Source organism: Escherichia sp. MAL-1, assembly GCF_052948035.1.
Window position 1 is genome coordinate 918,137 of the sequence record NZ_CM129609.1, and the last position, 17,530, is coordinate 935,666.

Annotated in this window: 14 protein-coding genes and 1 pseudogene; all 15 read left to right on the forward strand. The window is 55.6% G+C overall.

Features of this window, described 5'->3' with window-relative positions:
• Positions 1 to 7 precede the first annotated feature (7 nt).
• Positions 8 to 1,174 carry a nucleotide sugar dehydrogenase gene (locus tag ACU8XX_RS04550; protein ID WP_061360545.1) on the forward strand — a complete coding sequence of 389 codons (1,167 nt, stop codon included), beginning with the start codon at positions 8 to 10 and terminating at the stop codon, positions 1,172 to 1,174.
• A gap of 88 nt (positions 1,175 to 1,262) precedes the next feature.
• On the forward strand, positions 1,263 to 2,171 hold the full coding sequence (locus ACU8XX_RS04555) for a glycosyltransferase family 2 protein (protein WP_032175620.1): 909 nt from the start codon (positions 1,263 to 1,265) through the stop codon (positions 2,169 to 2,171).
• A gap of 67 nt (positions 2,172 to 2,238) precedes the next feature.
• Entirely contained in the window at positions 2,239 to 4,248 is a 2,010-nt protein-coding gene (locus ACU8XX_RS04560; RefSeq protein ID WP_094314099.1) for a glycosyltransferase family 2 protein, read from the forward strand.
• Positions 4,236 to 5,258 (forward strand): glycosyl transferase group 1 family protein, encoded by a 1,023-nt coding sequence (locus ACU8XX_RS04565; RefSeq protein ID WP_032175619.1) that lies wholly within the window; start codon positions 4,236 to 4,238, stop codon positions 5,256 to 5,258. The genes ACU8XX_RS04560 and ACU8XX_RS04565 overlap by 13 nt, the downstream gene beginning before the upstream one ends.
• Before the next feature lie 145 nt (positions 5,259 to 5,403).
• A complete protein-coding gene (rfbB, locus tag ACU8XX_RS04570; protein WP_032175617.1) occupies positions 5,404 to 6,489 on the forward strand; it encodes a dTDP-glucose 4,6-dehydratase in 1,086 nt (361 codons plus the stop codon).
• On the forward strand, positions 6,489 to 7,376 hold the full coding sequence (rfbD, locus tag ACU8XX_RS04575) for a dTDP-4-dehydrorhamnose reductase (RefSeq protein WP_032175616.1): 888 nt from the start codon (positions 6,489 to 6,491) through the stop codon (positions 7,374 to 7,376). The genes rfbB and rfbD overlap by 1 nt, the downstream gene beginning before the upstream one ends.
• A 147-nt stretch (positions 7,377 to 7,523) precedes the next feature.
• Entirely contained in the window at positions 7,524 to 8,396 is an 873-nt protein-coding gene (gene rfbA / locus ACU8XX_RS04580; protein WP_032175614.1) for a glucose-1-phosphate thymidylyltransferase RfbA, read from the forward strand.
• A 52-nt stretch (positions 8,397 to 8,448) separates the two neighbouring features.
• Positions 8,449 to 8,997, forward strand: coding sequence for a dTDP-4-dehydrorhamnose 3,5-epimerase (gene rfbC, locus ACU8XX_RS04585; protein WP_032175613.1), 549 nt, complete (start codon positions 8,449 to 8,451; stop codon positions 8,995 to 8,997).
• A gap of 50 nt (positions 8,998 to 9,047) precedes the next feature.
• The gene (locus ACU8XX_RS04590) at positions 9,048 to 11,051 is read left to right on the forward strand and encodes a capsular polysaccharide biosynthesis protein (RefSeq protein ID WP_032180186.1); all 2,004 of its coding nucleotides are present in this window, start codon (positions 9,048 to 9,050) and stop codon (positions 11,049 to 11,051) included.
• Positions 11,052 to 11,139: 88 nt separating this feature from the next.
• Positions 11,140 to 12,387 carry a capsule biosynthesis protein gene (locus tag ACU8XX_RS04595; RefSeq protein ID WP_016240566.1) on the forward strand — a complete coding sequence of 416 codons (1,248 nt, stop codon included), beginning with the start codon at positions 11,140 to 11,142 and terminating at the stop codon, positions 12,385 to 12,387.
• A gap of 204 nt (positions 12,388 to 12,591) precedes the next feature.
• Positions 12,592 to 13,128, forward strand: a complete 537-nt coding sequence (locus ACU8XX_RS04600) for a helix-turn-helix transcriptional regulator (RefSeq protein ID WP_112034150.1) — start codon at positions 12,592 to 12,594, stop codon at positions 13,126 to 13,128.
• 122 nt (positions 13,129 to 13,250) lie between these two features.
• Positions 13,251 to 13,948, forward strand: a protein-coding gene (locus ACU8XX_RS04605; protein WP_103215986.1) for an IS1-like element IS1A family transposase whose coding sequence is annotated in 2 segments (ribosomal slippage) — positions 13,251 to 13,500 and positions 13,500 to 13,948 — 699 coding nt in all. Because the reading frame shifts where the segments join, the coding sequence is not laid out codon by codon here.
• A 16-nt stretch (positions 13,949 to 13,964) separates the two neighbouring features.
• Positions 13,965 to 15,260, forward strand: a pseudogene (gene cmtA / locus ACU8XX_RS04610) (PTS mannitol transporter subunit IICB); the annotation flags it as partial.
• Between the two features lie 14 nt (positions 15,261 to 15,274).
• Positions 15,275 to 16,552 carry a zinc-binding dehydrogenase gene (locus ACU8XX_RS04615; protein WP_000853247.1) on the forward strand — a complete coding sequence of 426 codons (1,278 nt, stop codon included), beginning with the start codon at positions 15,275 to 15,277 and terminating at the stop codon, positions 16,550 to 16,552.
• Positions 16,549 to 17,514 carry a class II fructose-bisphosphatase gene (gene glpX / locus ACU8XX_RS04620; protein WP_000987283.1) on the forward strand — a complete coding sequence of 322 codons (966 nt, stop codon included), beginning with the start codon at positions 16,549 to 16,551 and terminating at the stop codon, positions 17,512 to 17,514. Before ACU8XX_RS04615 ends, glpX begins: the two co-directional genes overlap by 4 nt.
• Positions 17,515 to 17,530 lie beyond the last annotated feature (16 nt).

A 17,530-nucleotide genomic window follows, 5' to 3' on the forward strand; every position in this document is an offset into this window, starting at 1 on the left:
TAATTTAATGAAAATCACCATTACTGGAACTGGTTATGTCGGCCTTTCAAATGCCGTATTATTATCCCAGCATCATCAAGTGATTGCACTTGATGTAGTACCCGAAAAAGTCGAAAAGATTAACCAATGCCAATCCCCCATAGCCGATAAAGAACTTGAAGACTACTTAGCCAACAAGCCTCTTAATCTGCGGGCCACGTTGGATAAAGTCGAAGCCTACCAGGACGCCGAGTTTGTCATTATCGCCACGCCGACTGATTACGATCCTAAGACGAATTACTTCAATACCAGTACCGTCGAAGCCGTCATTCGCGATGTGATCAGCATTAACTCGCATGCGATTATGGTCATCAAGTCCACCATCCCTGTGGGCTTTACCGAACGCATGCGCCAGGAGTTTGGCACCGAGAACCTGATCTTCTCCCCGGAATTCCTGCGCGAAGGGCGTGCGCTTTATGACAACCTGTATCCATCACGTATTGTCGTGGGTGAGTGCAGCGAACGTGCGCAACGTTTTGCCGATCTGCTGAAAGAAGGTGCCATTAAGCAGGATGTGCAGGTGCTGTTAACCGGCAGTACCGAAGCCGAGGCGATCAAGCTGTTTGCCAATACCTATCTCGCCATGCGCGTTGCCTATTTCAACGAGCTGGATACCTACGCTCAGTCGCATGGGTTAGACAGCCGTCAGATTATCGAAGGCATTGGTCTGGACCCGCGTATTGGCACGCACTATAACAATCCTTCGTTTGGCTATGGCGGTTACTGTCTGCCTAAAGACACCAAACAGCTGTTAGCCAACTATCAGGAGGTGCCAAACAATCTGATCCGCGCTATCGTCGATGCGAATACCACCCGTAAGGATTTTATTGCCGACAGCGTGATTGCCCGCAAGCCTAAGGTAGTAGGTATCCACCGTCTGGTGATGAAGGCCGGTTCCGATAACTTCCGCTCCTCCGCTATCCAGGGGATCATGAAGCGGATTAAAGCCAAAGGGATCGAAGTCGTCGTCTTTGAGCCAACCATCAAAGAGGATAGCTTCTTTCATTCCCGGGTCATTCGTGACCTCGGTGAATTTAAAGCCATCAGTGATGTGATTCTTTGCAACCGGATGGCTCGCGAGCTAGCTGATGTCACTGACAAAGTTTATACCCGTGATCTTTTTGGCTCAGATTGAAATGCCCTGAAAAAGAGGGGATATTCCCCTCTTTATTAGCAATGCGTACAGTTAATACTGTCACACATTTTTTAATTGAGAATTCATTTTGAAATTATTTGTCGCCGCAATTATTAAAAACGAAATGGATGCCCTGCTTGAGTGGATTGCATACCACAGGGTCGTAGGGGTTAGCGGATTTATTATTGCGGATAATGGCAGTAATGATGGTTCGCGTGCTTTTCTTGATGGGCTGGAAAAACTGGGCATCGTAAGCGTGCTGGATTTTCCTGATGTCGAGGGGCAAAAACCGCAGTTACCCGCTTACGAACGTATTTTACGCACTTGTAGCACAGATATCGATTTACTGGCCTTTATTGATGCCGACGAATTCCTGGTACCACTCGATCCTGAACAAAGCATTGCCGCCAGCCTGGACAAATGGTTTAGCGATCCCTCCGTCAGTGCTGTCGCCCTGAACTGGTCGAACTTTGGCTCAAACGGGGAATTGTTTGCTGAAGAGGGTTTAGTGACCGAACGCTTCACCCAGCGTGCCCCTCAGCTGTTTAATGCCAATAAGAATTTTAAGAGCATCGTCAGGCCTAACAGCGTGATTCACTTTAACAATCCTCATCACGCCGAACTGCGCTATGGTCGCTATATCGATACGCTGGGCAACGATCTGGTCTTACATCCAAAACATGGCAGCGGCGTCAGCGAGGAAGTCATCTGGGGAAAGATGCGGGTTAACCACTATGTGGTTAAGTCTCTGGAAGAGTTCCTGCTCGGTAAGCATCTGCGTGGCAGCGCCGCCACGGCCAGGCGCGTCAAACACAAAGCCTATTTCAAAGCCCACGATCGCAACGACGAAACCTGCCTGCTGGCGGCGGCTCTGGCCCCTAAAGTCAAAGCCGAAATGGCAGCAATACAGGCGCAGCTGGATGCCTTACCCGCAGAAGAGAGTCCACAGAAAAGCGACTCCTGGCTGGCGACCCGCGTTAAAAAGTTAATCGGCTAATCTACGTTTTTTATTTCGACAGGAGTCAGATGCGGGCTTCACCCGCTTCCGGGTAGTGAATCCACTCATGCAAAGCGATTACCATTGGCACCCTCTGGCGCTGCCAGATTCTTCTTTATCCCGTGCGGGCTGGTTTTTGATCCAGGGCACCCTGCGTGCCCGTCAGCCGCGGGGTGAAACCCGCCTGCGCTGGCAGTGTCAGGGCATCTGGCATGAGCAGATCCTGCCTATCACCCGCCGCGGAACCCTGCAGGAGCTGGTCTGGTTGCCGGTGGGCGCCACTCAGGTGGGGCTGCTCGCCAGCAGCGAAGGGGCGGAATGTGAGCTTAACATTGCCCGTTTTGCCCAGGTGTCGGCAGCAAACAGCCTCTGGCGCCGTCTGCGCCGGGTGTGGCCTTTTTATCAGCGCCTGAATGCACAAAAGCGCAAGCGTCTGGGGCTGTCGTGGCACCTGTGGTTTACCGATTTACAGCAGGCTTACACGCTGGTGGGCAAAATCCGCGACGACAGGCCGCTGCACGCCTATGAACACTGGCTGGCGAATTTCGATATCGTGCAGCCCGGTGAACGCCGTCTGATCGATCGCCTGCTGGCCCGCTGGGGCAACCTGCCCCGCGTCTGCCTGCATCTGGTAAACGGCGGCGATGAGGCATCACGCCAGCGCACGCTCGAAAGCATCGCGGCGCTCTGTTACCCGGCCACGCATATCACCGTGCTGGAGCACCCCTCTGATAGTGTAAGGCCAGAGGGAGAATGGCAGTGGGCCATTCCGGTTGGGACGGAACTCGCTCCGGCCGCATTAGTGTGGCTGGCGCACCAGCTGCGCCAGACGCCAGAGGCAAAATGGATCTACGGCGATCACGATCTGCTGGATGAAAAAGGAAAACGCCACTCGCCGGACTTCAAACCGGACTGGAACGAAACCCTGCTGCACAGCCAGAACTATGTCGGCTGGAGTGGCCTCTGGCGGGAACAGGGTACCTTCGCCATCCCGCAGGACGGGGGTGAAAACTACCGCGGCTGGTTGCAGCTGGCCCGGCAGCTCGCGCCCAAAGATATCGCGCATATCCCCGCCCTGCTGATGCACGTCCCGGACGCGCTGGTGCAGCACGATGGCTACGAAACCCTGGCAAACCAGCTGCAAGATTTACCCGTCGGGGTAACGCTGGAGTCAGCTCCGCACGGCATCTGCCGCTGGCGCTGGCCGCTGCCGGAACAGCTTCCCCGGGTGTCGGTGATCATCCCCACCCGCAACGGACTGGCGCATCTCAGGCCGTGTATCGAAAGCCTGGTGCAGCACACCCGCTACCCGAATATCGAAATCATGGTGATGGATAACCAGAGCGACGATCCCGACACGCTGGCTTATTTTGGCTACATTACCCGGGAGTACGGGGTGCGGGTTATCGCCTGGGACCATCCGTTTAACTACTCTGCGATCAACAATGCGGGCGTGCGCGAGGCCACGGGCGAGCTTATCTGCCTGCTCAATAACGACACCGAGGTGATTAACCCGCAGTGGCTGGATGAGATGGTCTCCCACCTGCTGCGCCCGGGCGTCGGCATCGTGGGGGCAAGGCTCTTCTACGGCGATGGCCGGGTCCAGCATGCGGGCGATGCCGTCGGGCCGGGTGGCTGCGCCGATCATTTTCACAGTGGGCTGGCCGCCGATGAACCCGGCTACCAGCGCAGGGCGGTGAGCGCCCAGGAGCTCTCCGCCGTAACGGCGGCCTGTCTGCTCACCCATCGCCAGCTCTTTTTATCCCTTAACGGCTTAGATGAAGTTAACCTGCCGGTGGCCTTTAACGATGTGGATTACTGTCTGCGGGTCGGCGAGGCTGGCTGGCGTATCGTCTGGACGCCCTTTGCCGAGCTGTATCACCACGAGTCGGTCTCCCGCGGCAAAGATGTCACGCCAGAACAGCTGGCACGCTCCCAGGGTGAGCTGCGCTATATGAAAAAACGCTGGGCGCAGCGGCTCACACACGATCCCGCATACAATCCCAACCTGAGCTATGACCGACCCGATTTCTCATTAAGTCATGCTCCTAATGTGGTGCTGCCATGGACGAACTGATCAGAAAGGCACTCTTTAAACCGTATCTGAAGTTGCATAAGCAAAGCAGCGAGACGCCTGCTGACAACTGGACGTGCCGCTCTCTGTTGATTCTGCATGAAGGGAATTCACCGACGCTGGCCTATTTTGAAGCGGCCATCCGGAGTCGCTTTCCCGGCGCGGTCTGTCAGCTGGTGGATACCTTAACCACGCCCACTATCGACGTGGATAAAGGGGCGGCCATTGTGGTTATCCGCTTTATCTCCGCCGAGTGGCAGCGCGAAATTGCGCGCAACATCGACGATCTCTCACAGGTGGTCTACTTCATGGATGACGATCTGTTTGACCCGTCCGCGTTAGGGGCGCTACCCAAAGCCTACCGGACGAAGATCATTCGTCGTTCTGCGGCCCAGCATCGCTGGATCACCTCGCACTGCGACAGTATTTGGGTGTCGACGCCCTACCTGGCCAGTAAATATGCCCACCTCAACCCCGATGTGGTGCCCGCGCAGCCCACGCCGCTGCTGCTGGCCGTTAAGCAACCGGTAAAAATTGCTTACCACGGCTCCAGCTCGCACCAGGCCGAAAAGTACTGGCTGCGCGAGGTGATGGGCGGGGTGCTGGCCCAGTGCCCGCAGGCCAGCTTCGAAATCTTTGGCGAACACGAAATCTATAAGCTCTATCGCGATCTGCCGCGCGTGACGGTACTGCATCCCATGAGCTGGCAGAACTATCTGGATTACACCCAGCATCACCGAATCGATATCGGTCTGGCGCCGTTACTGGCGTCAGAATTTAATATGGCGCGCGGGCCGGTAAAATTTTATGATTTCGTTCGCATGGGCGCAGTGGGGGTTTACAGCAACTGCGCGCCCTACAGTGACTTTATAGAGCAAAATATCAATGGCGTGCTGCTGAATAACGATCCACAGAAGTGGATCGATACCCTGGCGCTGCTGGTGAATTCCGGGCAAAAACGTCAGACGCTGGCGAAAAATGCGAAGGAATACTCGTACTCGTTAATCAGTTAAAAACGGGACGGCAAGGGAAATAATGATTTCCACCCTGTAACAGGCGTTGTATTTCAGACTGCCTGCCGCTAAAACACGGTCTGAACGGATAGCAGAGATTGTGTTCTGGTGACCATTTCATTCAATAGAAAAGTAAAAATCGCTTATGAAAATCCTTGTAACCGGTGGAGCCGGTTTTATCGGTTCTGCTGTTGTTCGCCATATCATCCGGGATACGCAGGATGCGGTGATCAACCTTGATAAGCTTACCTACGCGGGCAATCTGGAATCGCTGGCCGAGGTCGCAGCGAGCGACCGTTACGCCTTCGAACAGGTGGATATCTGCAATCGTGCAGAGCTGGATCGGGTCTTTGCCACCCATAAACCGGATGCGGTGATGCATCTGGCCGCCGAGAGCCATGTGGATCGCTCCATTACCGGCCCGGCTGATTTTATCGAAACCAATATCGTTGGCACTTACACGCTGCTGGAAGCGGCTCGCGCTTACTGGAGCGAGCTGGATGAATCCCGCAAGCAGGCGTTCCGTTTCCACCACATCTCCACCGACGAAGTGTATGGCGACCTGCCGCACCCGGATGAAGTGAGTTCGGGTAGTGAGCTGCCGCTCTTTACCGAGACCACGCCGTACGCGCCAAGCAGCCCGTACTCCGCGTCGAAAGCCTCCAGCGATCACCTCGTGCGCGCGTGGCGTCGTACCTATGGTCTGCCGACCATCGTCACCAACTGCTCCAACAACTACGGCCCGTATCACTTCCCTGAGAAGCTGATCCCGCTGGTGATCCTCAATGCGCTGGATGGCAAAGCGCTGCCCATCTACGGCAAAGGCGATCAGATCCGCGACTGGCTGTATGTGGAAGATCACGCCCGTGCGCTCTACACCGTGGTCACTACCGGCGTGGTGGGCGAGACTTACAATATCGGCGGCCATAACGAGAAGCAGAACCTGGACGTGGTCCACACCATCTGCGACCTGCTCGACGAGATGGTGCCGAAGGCCGGTTCCTACCGCGACCAGATCACCTACGTGACTGACCGCCCGGGCCACGACCGTCGCTACGCCATCGATGCCAGCAAAATGAGCCATGAGCTGAACTGGCAGCCGCAGGAAACTTTCGATTCCGGTATCCGCAAAACCGTGCAGTGGTATCTGGATAACCAGCAGTGGGTCAACAACGTGAAAAGCGGCAGTTATCAAGACTGGATCGCGAAGAACTATCAGGAGCGTAACTGATGCATATTCTGCTGTTCGGTAAAAATGGCCAGGTGGGCTGGGAGCTGCAGCGCGCGCTGTTGCCGCTGGGTCGCATCACCGCGGTGGATTTTGACTCCACCGACTACTGCGGCGACTTCAGTAACCCTGAAGGCGTGGCTGAGACCGTGCGTCTGCTGAAGCCGGACGTGATCGTCAATGCCGCCGCCCATACCGCGGTGGATAAAGCCGAGAGCGAGCGCGACTTTGCCGAGCTGCTCAACGCCACCAGCGTAGCCGCCATCGCTAAAGAAGCGGATGCGCTGGGCGCCTGGCTGGTGCACTACTCCACCGACTACGTCTTCGATGGCAGCGGTGAAAAACCCTGGGTGGAGACAGACCGGACCGCGCCGCTGAACGTCTACGGCGAAACCAAGCTGGCGGGCGAGCAGGCGGCTGCGCTCTGCTCCCGTCACCTGATCTTCCGCACCAGCTGGGTCTATGCCGCTCGTGGCGCTAACTTCGCCAAAACCATGCTGCGCTTTGGCAAAGAGCGCAGCGAAATGTCGGTGATCAACGATCAGTTTGGCGCGCCGACCGGGGCAGAGCTGCTGGCCGACTGCACGGCGCATGCGATCCGTATCGCCCAGGATAAGCCGGAGGTCGCCGGCCTTTATCACCTGATCGCCTCCGGCACCACCACCTGGTTCGACTATGCCCAGCGGGTGTTCGCGACTGCACGGGCGGCAGGCGTTGAGCTGGCGGTCAACCAGGTGAATGCAGTGCCGACCAGCGCGTTCCCGACGCCGGCGAAACGTCCGCATAACTCACGCCTCGATACCAGCAAGTTCCAGCGCACCTTCGGGCTGACGCTGCCGGACTGGACCCTCGGCGTCGATCGCATGCTTGCCGAAACCCTTGGAAAGTAAATGCATCAGGGTATGCTATGCATGCCTTGTTTTATCGACACGGACCTTTGTCAGGGAGCGACGCGTTTAGCTCCCTCTACAGCAATCAAACAGATGCCGGATGGCGGTTCGACGTCATCCGGAGCAAAACAGAAGAAATGAAGGATTATGAACAAGCGTAAAGGTATTATTCTGGCCGGTGGGTCAGGGACTCGGCTCTATCCGGTCACCATGGCGGTGAGCAAACAGCTGCTGCCAATCTACGACAAGCCGATGATCTACTACCCGCTGAGCACCCTGATGCTGGCCGGTATCCGCGACATCCTGATCATCAGCACCCCGCAGGATACGCCGCGCTTTGAGCAACTGCTGGGCGACGGCAGCCAGTGGGGCCTGAACCTGCAGTACAAAGTGCAGCCAAGCCCGGACGGCCTGGCGCAGGCCTTCATCCTCGGCGAAGAGTTTATCGGCGGCGACGACTGCGCGCTGGTGCTGGGCGACAACATCTTCTACGGCCACGACCTGCAAAAACAGCTGGAAGCCGCCGCAGCCAAACCTGCGGGCGCCACCGTCTTTGCCTATCATGTACACGATCCTGAGCGTTATGGCGTGGTGGAGTTCGACCGTGAAGGCACCGCGATCTCCTTGGAAGAGAAACCGCTGGAACCGAAGAGCAACTATGCGGTAACCGGTCTCTACTTCTATGACAACCGCGTGGTTGAGATTGCCAAAAGCCTGAAACCGTCCCCGCGCGGCGAGTTGGAAATCACCGACGTGAACCGCATCTACCTTGAGCAGGGCGATCTGTCGGTCGCCATGATGGGCCGTGGTTATGCCTGGCTTGATACCGGCACCCATGAGAGCCTGATTGAGGCCAGCAACTTCATCCAGACCATTGAAACCCGTCAGGGGCTGAAAGTGGCCTGTCCTGAAGAGATTGCTTACCGTCTGAAGTTTATCGATGCCGACCAGGTGCGCAAGTTAGCTGCGCCGCTGGCGAAGAATGCTTACGGGCAATATCTGCTGAAAATGCTCAAGTAGTCACCATTAACACCTGGGGCGTCATGCCCCATTTATCAATCAGGCCGTAATCATGAACGTAATTCAGACCGCAATCCCCGACGTCTTTATCTTTGAGCCAAAAGTGTTTGGCGATGACCGTGGCTTTTTCTTCGAAAGCTTTAACCACCAGCAGTTCGAAGCTGCCATTGGCCGCAGCGTCAACTTCGTGCAGGACAACCACTCTAAATCCTCAAAAGGCGTTCTGCGTGGCCTGCACTACCAGCTGGCGCCACATGCGCAGGGCAAACTGGTGCGTTGCGTGGCGGGTGAAGTCTTCGACGTGGCGGTGGATATCCGTAAAAGCTCCCCGACCTTCGGTCAGTGGGTGGGTGTGCATCTGTCTGGCGAGAACAAGCGCCAGCTGTGGATCCCGGAAGGTTTCGCCCACGGCTTTATGACCCTGAGCGACTCCGCAGAGTTCCTGTATAAAACCACCAACTACTACGCGCCGGAGAGCGACCGCGGCATCCGCTGGAACGATGAGACCATTGGTATTACCTGGCCAGAAATCGACAGCGAGATCCTCACCTCCGCCAAAGACAGCGTTGCCAAATCCTTCCCTGACGCAGAGTACTTCTGAGTCCCACGCCCCGCAGTGACGCGGGGCGTTTTCTGATGCACAGAGCGCACATGACATTCTATACAGATTCAGCCGGGATCCTGGCGCGAAAAGCGCAGCTTGAGCCGATGCTGGGCCACCCGTTACACGCCTTTAAAACCAACACAGAACTGGCGCAAGACGATGTCCTGGTCGGCTGGGGCCAAAAAGCCAATACCCGCCAAATCAGACAAAAAGCCCACGATCTAGGCCTGCCGTACTGGCAGCTTGAGGATGGCTTTATCGGGTATATTGGCCATCCCGCCAGGGGGGGCAAAGCCGTCTCCCTGATCGCCGATCCTGTGGGAATTTACTACGATGCCCGCCAGCCGAGCCGCCTTGAAGAGCTGATCGCGACCCCCTGCGATGACAGCATGCTGGCGCGTGCCGAAACGCTCACAGCTGAACTGCTGCGTCTCGGCATCACCAAGTACAACTGCTATACCGCAGATAGCGGCCTGCCGGATACGCTGACGGCCCGCCTGCATAGCGACCCGCGCCCTAAAGTGCTGCTGATTGACCAAGTGGCAGGGGATCTCTCCATTCCTGGTGCGCTGGCAAGCGAAGAGGATTTTGTCGCAATGGTGGCGGCGGCCCGCCGTAATCACCCCGATGCCCGCCTGCTGCTGCGTACTCACCCGGATACCCGGCTGGGTAAAAAAAGCGGCGTGCTGGCGCGGCTGGCGCTGGACGACGTGGAGGTAGTGGCCGAACACTGCCATCCCCACGCCCTGCTGAATAGCGTAGAGGCGGTTTATACCGTCTCCTCCCAGATGGGCTTTGAAGCGCTGCTGCTCGGGAAAGCGGTCCACTGCTTCGGCATGCCGTTTTACGCGGGCTGGGGGCTGACCCACGACAGCAAAACCTGCCCGCGCCGTCAGGGGCCGATCGCCCTGCCCCAGCTGGTGGCTGCGGCGCTGATCCTCTACCCGCGCTATCTGGACCCGATCCTGGGCCAGCGCTGCGAAGTGGAACAGGTGCTCGACATTATTGCCGGTCAGCAGAGCCCAGCCCCGCGCTATCGCCGCCTCTATATGGTGGGCTTCTCGCTGTGGAAGCGCGCCTTTATGCGCGCCTTCTGCCAGCCGCTGGCCGAAGAGCTGCGCTTTGTGCGCAAGCTGCCTGAAACGCTGGCCGACGACGAACAGGTGCTGGTGTGGGGCAGCCGCCATCCTGAACGCCAGAACGCCATCCGGGTGGAAGATGGTTTTATCCGCTCCCGGGGGCTGGGCTCAAACCTGTGCCGCCCTTCGTCGCTCTCCATCGACCCGGTGGGGATCTACTTCGACAGCCGCCGTCCAAGCGGGCTGGAGCAGTTGCTAAATCAGCATGAGCTTACCGACCAGGAGCTGGCTCGCGGCGAGACGCTGGTGGATCTGCTCCGCCAGCATGGGGTGAGCAAATATAACGTTGGCACCATCAAACCGTTCACCCCACCTGCTGATGGCCGTTCGCTGGTGCTGGTGGTGGGCCAGGTGGATGGCGATGCCTCGATCCTCACCGGCAGTCCGGTTATCCGCAGCAACGAAGCGCTGCTATGGGCGGTACGTGACGCCAGACCGGAGGCGCACATCCTCTTTAAACCGCACCCGGACGTGGTGGCGGGCAACCGGGCCGGGGCTATCTCTGCCGAATGTCTGGCCCACTGCGTTGACAGCCAGGTGCTGGATCTCGGCCTGACCAGTCTCTATCCCCATGTGGATGAGCTGCACACCATGACGTCGCTGAGCGGCTTTGAAGCGCTGGTGCAGGGGGTGAACGTCACCACCTGGGGCCAGCCGTTCTACAGCGGCTGGGGACTGACCGAAGACAGACATCCTGCCCCGCGTCGTCAGCGCCCTCTGCCACTGGCGGCGCTGGTCTATCTGACCCTGGTGGCCTATCCGCGCTATATCGACTGGCAGAGCGGGCTGTGGATGAGCCCGGAGCAGTTGATACGCCAGTTGGCCGCGCAGGGTCACTCCTCATCGCAAAAAGCCAGCCGCTGGCAGCGCTGGCAGTTAAAACTGAGCTATCTCGCGCAGACGCTTCGCTAGCGAACGATTTATCCTGATGTATTAAAGAAAAGCGGTCATCAAGCCGTTAATCACCTGTCTCATCAACGGAACGGATCTGGGAAAAGAAATGGAAGAGCAAGCCATACGCCATTTATTAAATGGCCGCCGATATCTTTTATTACAAGGACCGATGGGCCCCTGCTTTGCACGTCTGGCGACCTGGCTGCAGCACAGCCACCGCGAAGTGAAGCAGGTCTGCTTTAATGCCGGAGACGCCTGGTATGCCGCAAAAGAGACGTCGCTGCACTACACCGGCCCGGTGAAAAATTTTGCCTTCTGGCTGCGCGATCTGCACAAAGAGTACGCCTTCGACACCATCGTCTGTTTCGGGGATTGCCGCCCGATGCATGTCGAAGCGAAGAAGTGGGCGCGCGGTAAAGCCATCGACTTTCTCGTCTTTGAGGAGGGGTATTTCCGGCCATTTTATATCACCCTGGAAAAAGGCGGCGTGAACGCCTTCTCCTCGATGCCCATCGATGCGAAATACTATCGCGAGCAGCCGCTGCCGGAGCTGAAAACCCCGACGCCATGGAAGCCCAGCGCCTTTAACCGTGCCGCCCACGCCATGCTCTACTACGCGGCAGGCTGGTTTGGTCGCCATCGCTATCGCGGCTACCGCCACCACAAGTCATTCTCCCCGTGGTATGAGATGCGCTGCTGGGTCCGTGCCGGCCGTCGTAAGCTGTGGTATCGCTGGAAGCAGCGCCACATGTTGAGCCATATCACCGAAACGCTGGACAACGCGTACTACCTGGCGATTTTGCAGGTCTACAACGACAGCCAGATTATTCACCACAGCCCGTATAAAGATGTGCGTGACTATATCGAAACCGTGATCCGCTCCTTTGCCCGCCATGCGCCGAAAGAACACCATCTGGTGTTCAAGCATCACCCGATGGATCGTGGTCACCGCTATTATGGTGTGCTGATTAATACGCTGTGCGAGAAGTACGGCATTACGACAGACCGGGTGATCTATATCCACGATCTCTCCCTGCCCGCCCTGCTGACCCATACCCGGGGGGTGATCACCGTTAACAGCACTGCGGGGCTGTCGGCGCTGATCCACAACAAGCCGCTCAAGGTGATGGGCAAAGCGCTGTATGACATCGAAGGCTTAACCTGGCAGGGGCCGTTGAACCAGTTCTGGCAAACGGATTTCGCGCCTGACAAACAGCTGTTCCACCGTTTTCGTACCCACCTGCTCTACAACACGCAGATCAACGCCGTGTTTTACGGTAAGTCCGACTGGCTTAACGTCCCGACCGAACTCCCCCTGCCGGATTCTATTATCGATTCCGAACTCGAACGCTAATTCACCACTCTGCCGGGGAGATTGCCCCGGCGGATCCGATCTGCCCCTCGCTTTTATCCCCTCGTTGTAAAAATAACTAATGTTTATCCCTAATCTGGCCGTTATAACCTAAGACAAATTTTCACGCCGTTTTTTGCACTGACATATTTTGTCAGCCCGCACCGGCGTAATTCACAGCAATGTTTTAGATCACGGGAAAGCTATATGACAATTCCGACCAGGAGTCGCTCGGCTGAAAGGTTGGTAGATATTCTGCTGGAGCTTCATTTACACGGCGTGGTTAACCGCCAGGCATTGATGCATAAATTTAATATTACTGAGCGCACCGTCTATCGCGATCTGAATGCACTCTCGCCGATTGTGGAGTACACCGGAAACGGGCTGTACCGGCTTATTCATACCCCGCAGGGACACACCGGCCCGGGGCTGCATCACGTCATTGCTAACTTCCTGAATGTGGATGACTATTTTCCTGATAAAGGCCGTGAATTCTGGCAGAAACTGGAGTCACGGGTGGAGGAAAACCATATTATGATCCTCGGTAACGAGGCCGAGCGAAAAGAAAAATGGGATATTCACGCGCAGCTTGCGGCCTTTGAGAAGGCGATTAAGGACCAGCAGGTTTGCCAGATCCTCTATAAAGGAAAATCGCGGCAGGTTAACCCTTATAGGGGTCAGTTTGGATATCGAAAATTATTGTACTATAAGGGCTTCCCCGGCATGTCAACGCCGGTTTTATAGTTTCTGTCTGCTCGTCAGTAAAATAAAGGGGAGAGACTGCGGTACTATAAACGGCCATGATGAATCGGGTGATGCTGCCAACTTACTGATTTAGTGTATGATGGTGTTTTTGAGGTGCTCCAGTGGCTTCTGTTTCTATCAGCTGTCCCTCCTGTTCAGCTACTGACGGGGTGGTGCGTAACGGCAAAAGCACTGCCGGACATCAGCGCTATCTCTGCTCTCACTGCCGTAAAACATGGCAACTGCAGTTCACTTACACCGCTTCTCAACCCGGTACGCACCAGAAAATCATTGATATGGCCATGAATGGCGTTGGATGCCGGGCAACAGCCCGCATTATGGGCGTTGGCCTCAACACGATTTTACGTCACTTAAAAAACTCAGGCCGCAGTCGGTAACCTCGCGCATACAGCCGGGCAGTGACGTCATCGTCTGCGCGGAAATGGACGAACAGTGGGGCTATGTCGGGGCTAAATCGCGCCAGCGCTGGCTGTTTTACGCGTATGACAGGCTCCGGAAGACGGTTGTTGCGCACGTATTCGGTGAACGCACTATGGCGACGCTGGGGCGTCTTATGAGCCTGCTATCACCCTTTGACGTGGTGATATGGATGACGGATGGCTGGCCGCTGTATGAATCCCGCCTGAAGGGAAAGCTGCACGTAATCAGCAAGCGATATACGCAGCGAATTGAGCGGCATAACCTGAATCTGAGGCAGCACCTGGCACGGCTGGGACGGAAGTCGCTGTCGTTCTCAAAATCGGTGGAGCTGCATGACAAAGTCATCGGGCATTATCTGAACATAAAACACTATCAATAAGTTAGAGTCATTACCGGGTTTTATTACTGCGTTATTTATTCCCACCGGTTGGCTGCCTAACGAACATTTCGCCAAAATTGTCGGCCCGATGATTACCTATTTATTGCCCGTGATGATTGGTTCTACCGGTGGTCATCTGGTCGGCGGTAAACGCGGCGCGGTCATGGGCGGAATAGGTACTATTGGTGTGATCGTCGGCGCAGAGATCCCGATGTTCCTTGGCTCAATGATTATGGGGCCGCTCGGTGGGCTGGTCATAAAATATGTTGATAAGGCACTGGAAAAACGCATACCTGCTGGTTTTGAGATGGTTATCAATAACTTCTCATTAGGTATCGCGGGGATGCTCCTTTGTCTGCTGGGTTTTGAAGTGATCGGCCCGGCGGTGTTAATTGCCAATACTTTCGTCAAAGAGTGTATTGAGGCGCTGGTACATGCGGGTTATCTGCCATTGTTGTCAGTCATCAATGAACCGGCGAAAGTGCTTTTCCTCAATAATGCGATCGATCAGGGCGTCTATTATCCGCTGGGAATGCAACAGGCTTCGGTTAACGGTAAATCCATCTTCTTTATGGTGGCCTCTAACCCAGGTCCGGGCCTGGGGCTGCTGCTGGCGTTTACCTTGTTTGGTAAAGGGATGAGTAAACGTTCTGCGCCCGGGGCGATGATTATTCACTTCCTCGGTGGGATCCACGAACTGTATTTCCCGTATGTGCTGATGAAGCCGCTGACCATTATTGCCATGATTGCGGGCGGTATGTCTGGCACCTGGATGTTTAACTTACTGGACGGTGGTCTGGTGGCTGGCCCAAGTCCGGGGTCTATCTTTGCTTACCTGGCACTGACGCCGAAAGGCTCGTTCCTGGCGACAATTGCCGGTGTTACGGTAGGTACCCTGGTGTCCTTTGCTATTACTTCGCTGATACTGAAGATGGAAAAAACGGTGGAAACGGAGAGCGAAGATGAGTTTGCTCAGTCAGCCAATGCGGTTAAGGCGATGAAACAAGAGGGTGCATTCTCGTTAAGCAGGGTTAAGCGTATCGCCTTTGTTTGCGATGCGGGGATGGGCTCCAGTGCGATGGGCGCGACCACCTTCCGTAAACGCCTGGAAAAAGCGGGGCTGGCAATTGAAGTAAAACATTACGCCATAGAAAACGTGCCTGCGGATGCGGATATCGTCGTTACTCATGCCAGTCTGGAAGGGCGCGTGAAACGTGTGACGGATAAACCACTGATATTGATTAATAACTATATTGGCGATCCAAAACTCGACACTTTATTTAATCAATTAACCGCCGAACATAAACACTGATTACAGAGGTAAAAATGAAAACCAAAGTTGCTGCTATTTATGGCAAGCGGGATGTCCGTCTGCGCGTATTTGAACTGCCAGAAATTACCGATAATGAATTACTGGTAAGTGTAATTTCTGACAGCGTCTGTTTATCGACCTGGAAAGCGGCGTTACTCGGTAGTGAACATAAACGCGTACCCGACGATTTAGAAAATCATCCGGTCATTACCGGGCATGAATGTGCCGGGGTTATTGTCGAAGTGGGTAAAAATCTCACTGGCAAATATAAAAAAGGCCAGCGTTTTGTATTGCAACCGGCGATGGGGTTACCAAGCGGATATTCAGCGGGCTACAGCTACGAATATTTTGGCGGCAATGCCACTTATATGATTATTCCCGAAATCGCCATTAATTTGGGCTGCGTATTACCGTATCACGGCTCTTATTTTGCTGCGGCGTCGCTGGCAGAGCCTATGTGCTGCATTATTGGTGCTTATCATGCCAATTATCACACCACGCAATATGTTTATGAGCATCGCATGGGCGTCAAACCTGGCGGCAATATTGCACTGCTGGCGTGTGCAGGTCCGATGGGCATTGGCGCTATCGATTACGCCATTAACGGCGGCATACAACCGTCGCGGGTGGTGGTGGTCGATATCGACGACAAACGTCTGGCGCAGGTACAGAAGCTGCTGCCGGTGGAACTGGCGGCCAGTAAAGGCATTGAGCTGGTGTATGTGAATACCAAAGGGATGAGCGATCCTGTCCAGATGCTGCGGGCGCTGACAGGAGATGCCGGGTTCGATGACATTTTTGTTTATGCGGCGGTGCCTGCTGTCGTTGAGATGGCTGATGAATTACTGGCGGAAGATGGCTGTCTGAACTTCTTTGCCGGGCCGACGGATAAAAACTTCAAAGTGCCGTTTAATTTCTACAACGTCCATTACAACAGCACGCACGTCGTCGGTACATCTGGCGGTTCAACGGACGACATGAAAGAGGCGATTGCCCTTAGCGCCACTGGGCAGTTACAGCCGTCGTTTATGGTGACCCATATCGGTGGCCTGGATGCGGTGCCAGAAACCGTGCTCAATCTGCCGGATATCCCTGGCGGTAAAAAACTCATTTATAACGGCGTGACCATGCCGCTCACTGCCATTGCCGATTTTGCCGAAAAAGGCAAAACCGATCCGCTGTTTAAAGAGTTGGCGCGGCTGGTTGAGGAAACGCACGGCATCTGGAATGAACAGGCCGAGAAATATCTGCTGGCACAATTTGGCGTTGATATCGGGGAGGCCGCGCAATGATGTCCCTGGCGTGGCCATTATTTCGCGTTACGGAACAGGCAGCGTTGGCTGCCTGGCCGCAAACCGGATGTGGCGACAAAAATAAAATTGATGGCCTGGCGGTCACCGCGATGCGCCAGGCATTAAACGACGTCGCTTTTCGTGGACGAGTGGTTATCGGCGAAGGAGAAATTGACCATGCGCCGATGCTGTGGATTGGCGAAGAGGTGGGCAAAGGCGATGGGCCAGAAGTCGATATCGCGGTTGATCCCATTGAAGGCACGCGGATGGTGGCGATGGGGCAGAGCAATGCGCTGGCGGTCATGGCTTTCGCCCCTCGAGATAGCCTGTTACATGCGCCCGATATGTATATGAAAAAGCTGGTTGTTAATCGGCTGGCGGCGGGCGCGATTGATCTGTCTTTGCCTCTGACGGACAACCTGCGCAACGTGGCGAAAGCGTTAGGCAAACCGCTGGATAAGCTGCGCATGGTTACGCTGGATAAACCGCGCCTGAGTGCCGCGATTGAGGAAGCAACACAGCTGGGCGTGAAGGTTTTTGCCCTGCCGGATGGCGATGTCGCCGCCAGCGTGCTGACCTGCTGGCAGGATAATCCTTACGATGTGATGTACACCATCGGCGGTGCGCCAGAAGGCGTGATTTCTGCCTGTGCCGTTAAAGCATTAGGCGGGGATATGCAGGCCGAGCTGATTGACTTTTGCCAGGCTAAAGGGGATTACACGGAAAATCGGCAGATTGCAGAGCAGGAGCGCAAGCGTTGCAAGGCAATGGGCGTTGACGTTAACCGTGTGTACTCGCTCGATGAACTGGTGAGGGGGAACGATATCCTCTTTAGCGCTACGGGCGTGACGGGCGGTGAGCTGGTGAACGGTATCCAACAGACGGCGAATGGGGTGCGGACGCAGACATTACTGATCGGCGGCGCGGACCAAACGTGTAATATAATAGACTCCCTGCATTGATGGTGATCTATCGGAA

What these genes read in the sequence shown, in the direction of transcription:
- ACU8XX_RS04550 (WP_061360545.1), top strand. Translation starts at nt 8, where the DNA reads ATGAAAATCACCATTACTGGAACTGGTTATGTCGGCCTTTCAAATGCC.
- ACU8XX_RS04560 (WP_094314099.1), top strand. Translation starts at nt 2,239, where the DNA reads ATGCAAAGCGATTACCATTGGCACCCTCTGGCGCTGCCAGATTCTTCT.
- ACU8XX_RS04565 (WP_032175619.1), top strand. Translation starts at nt 4,236, where the DNA reads ATGGACGAACTGATCAGAAAGGCACTCTTTAAACCGTATCTGAAGTTG.
- rfbB (WP_032175617.1), top strand. Translation starts at nt 5,404, where the DNA reads ATGAAAATCCTTGTAACCGGTGGAGCCGGTTTTATCGGTTCTGCTGTT.
- rfbD (WP_032175616.1), top strand. Translation starts at nt 6,489, where the DNA reads ATGCATATTCTGCTGTTCGGTAAAAATGGCCAGGTGGGCTGGGAGCTG.
- rfbA (WP_032175614.1), top strand. Translation starts at nt 7,524, where the DNA reads ATGAACAAGCGTAAAGGTATTATTCTGGCCGGTGGGTCAGGGACTCGG.
- rfbC (WP_032175613.1), top strand. Translation starts at nt 8,449, where the DNA reads ATGAACGTAATTCAGACCGCAATCCCCGACGTCTTTATCTTTGAGCCA.
- ACU8XX_RS04590 (WP_032180186.1), top strand. Translation starts at nt 9,048, where the DNA reads ATGACATTCTATACAGATTCAGCCGGGATCCTGGCGCGAAAAGCGCAG.
- ACU8XX_RS04595 (WP_016240566.1), top strand. Translation starts at nt 11,140, where the DNA reads ATGGAAGAGCAAGCCATACGCCATTTATTAAATGGCCGCCGATATCTT.
- ACU8XX_RS04600 (WP_112034150.1), top strand. Translation starts at nt 12,592, where the DNA reads ATGACAATTCCGACCAGGAGTCGCTCGGCTGAAAGGTTGGTAGATATT.
- ACU8XX_RS04615 (WP_000853247.1), top strand. Translation starts at nt 15,275, where the DNA reads ATGAAAACCAAAGTTGCTGCTATTTATGGCAAGCGGGATGTCCGTCTG.
- glpX (WP_000987283.1), top strand. Translation starts at nt 16,549, where the DNA reads ATGATGTCCCTGGCGTGGCCATTATTTCGCGTTACGGAACAGGCAGCG.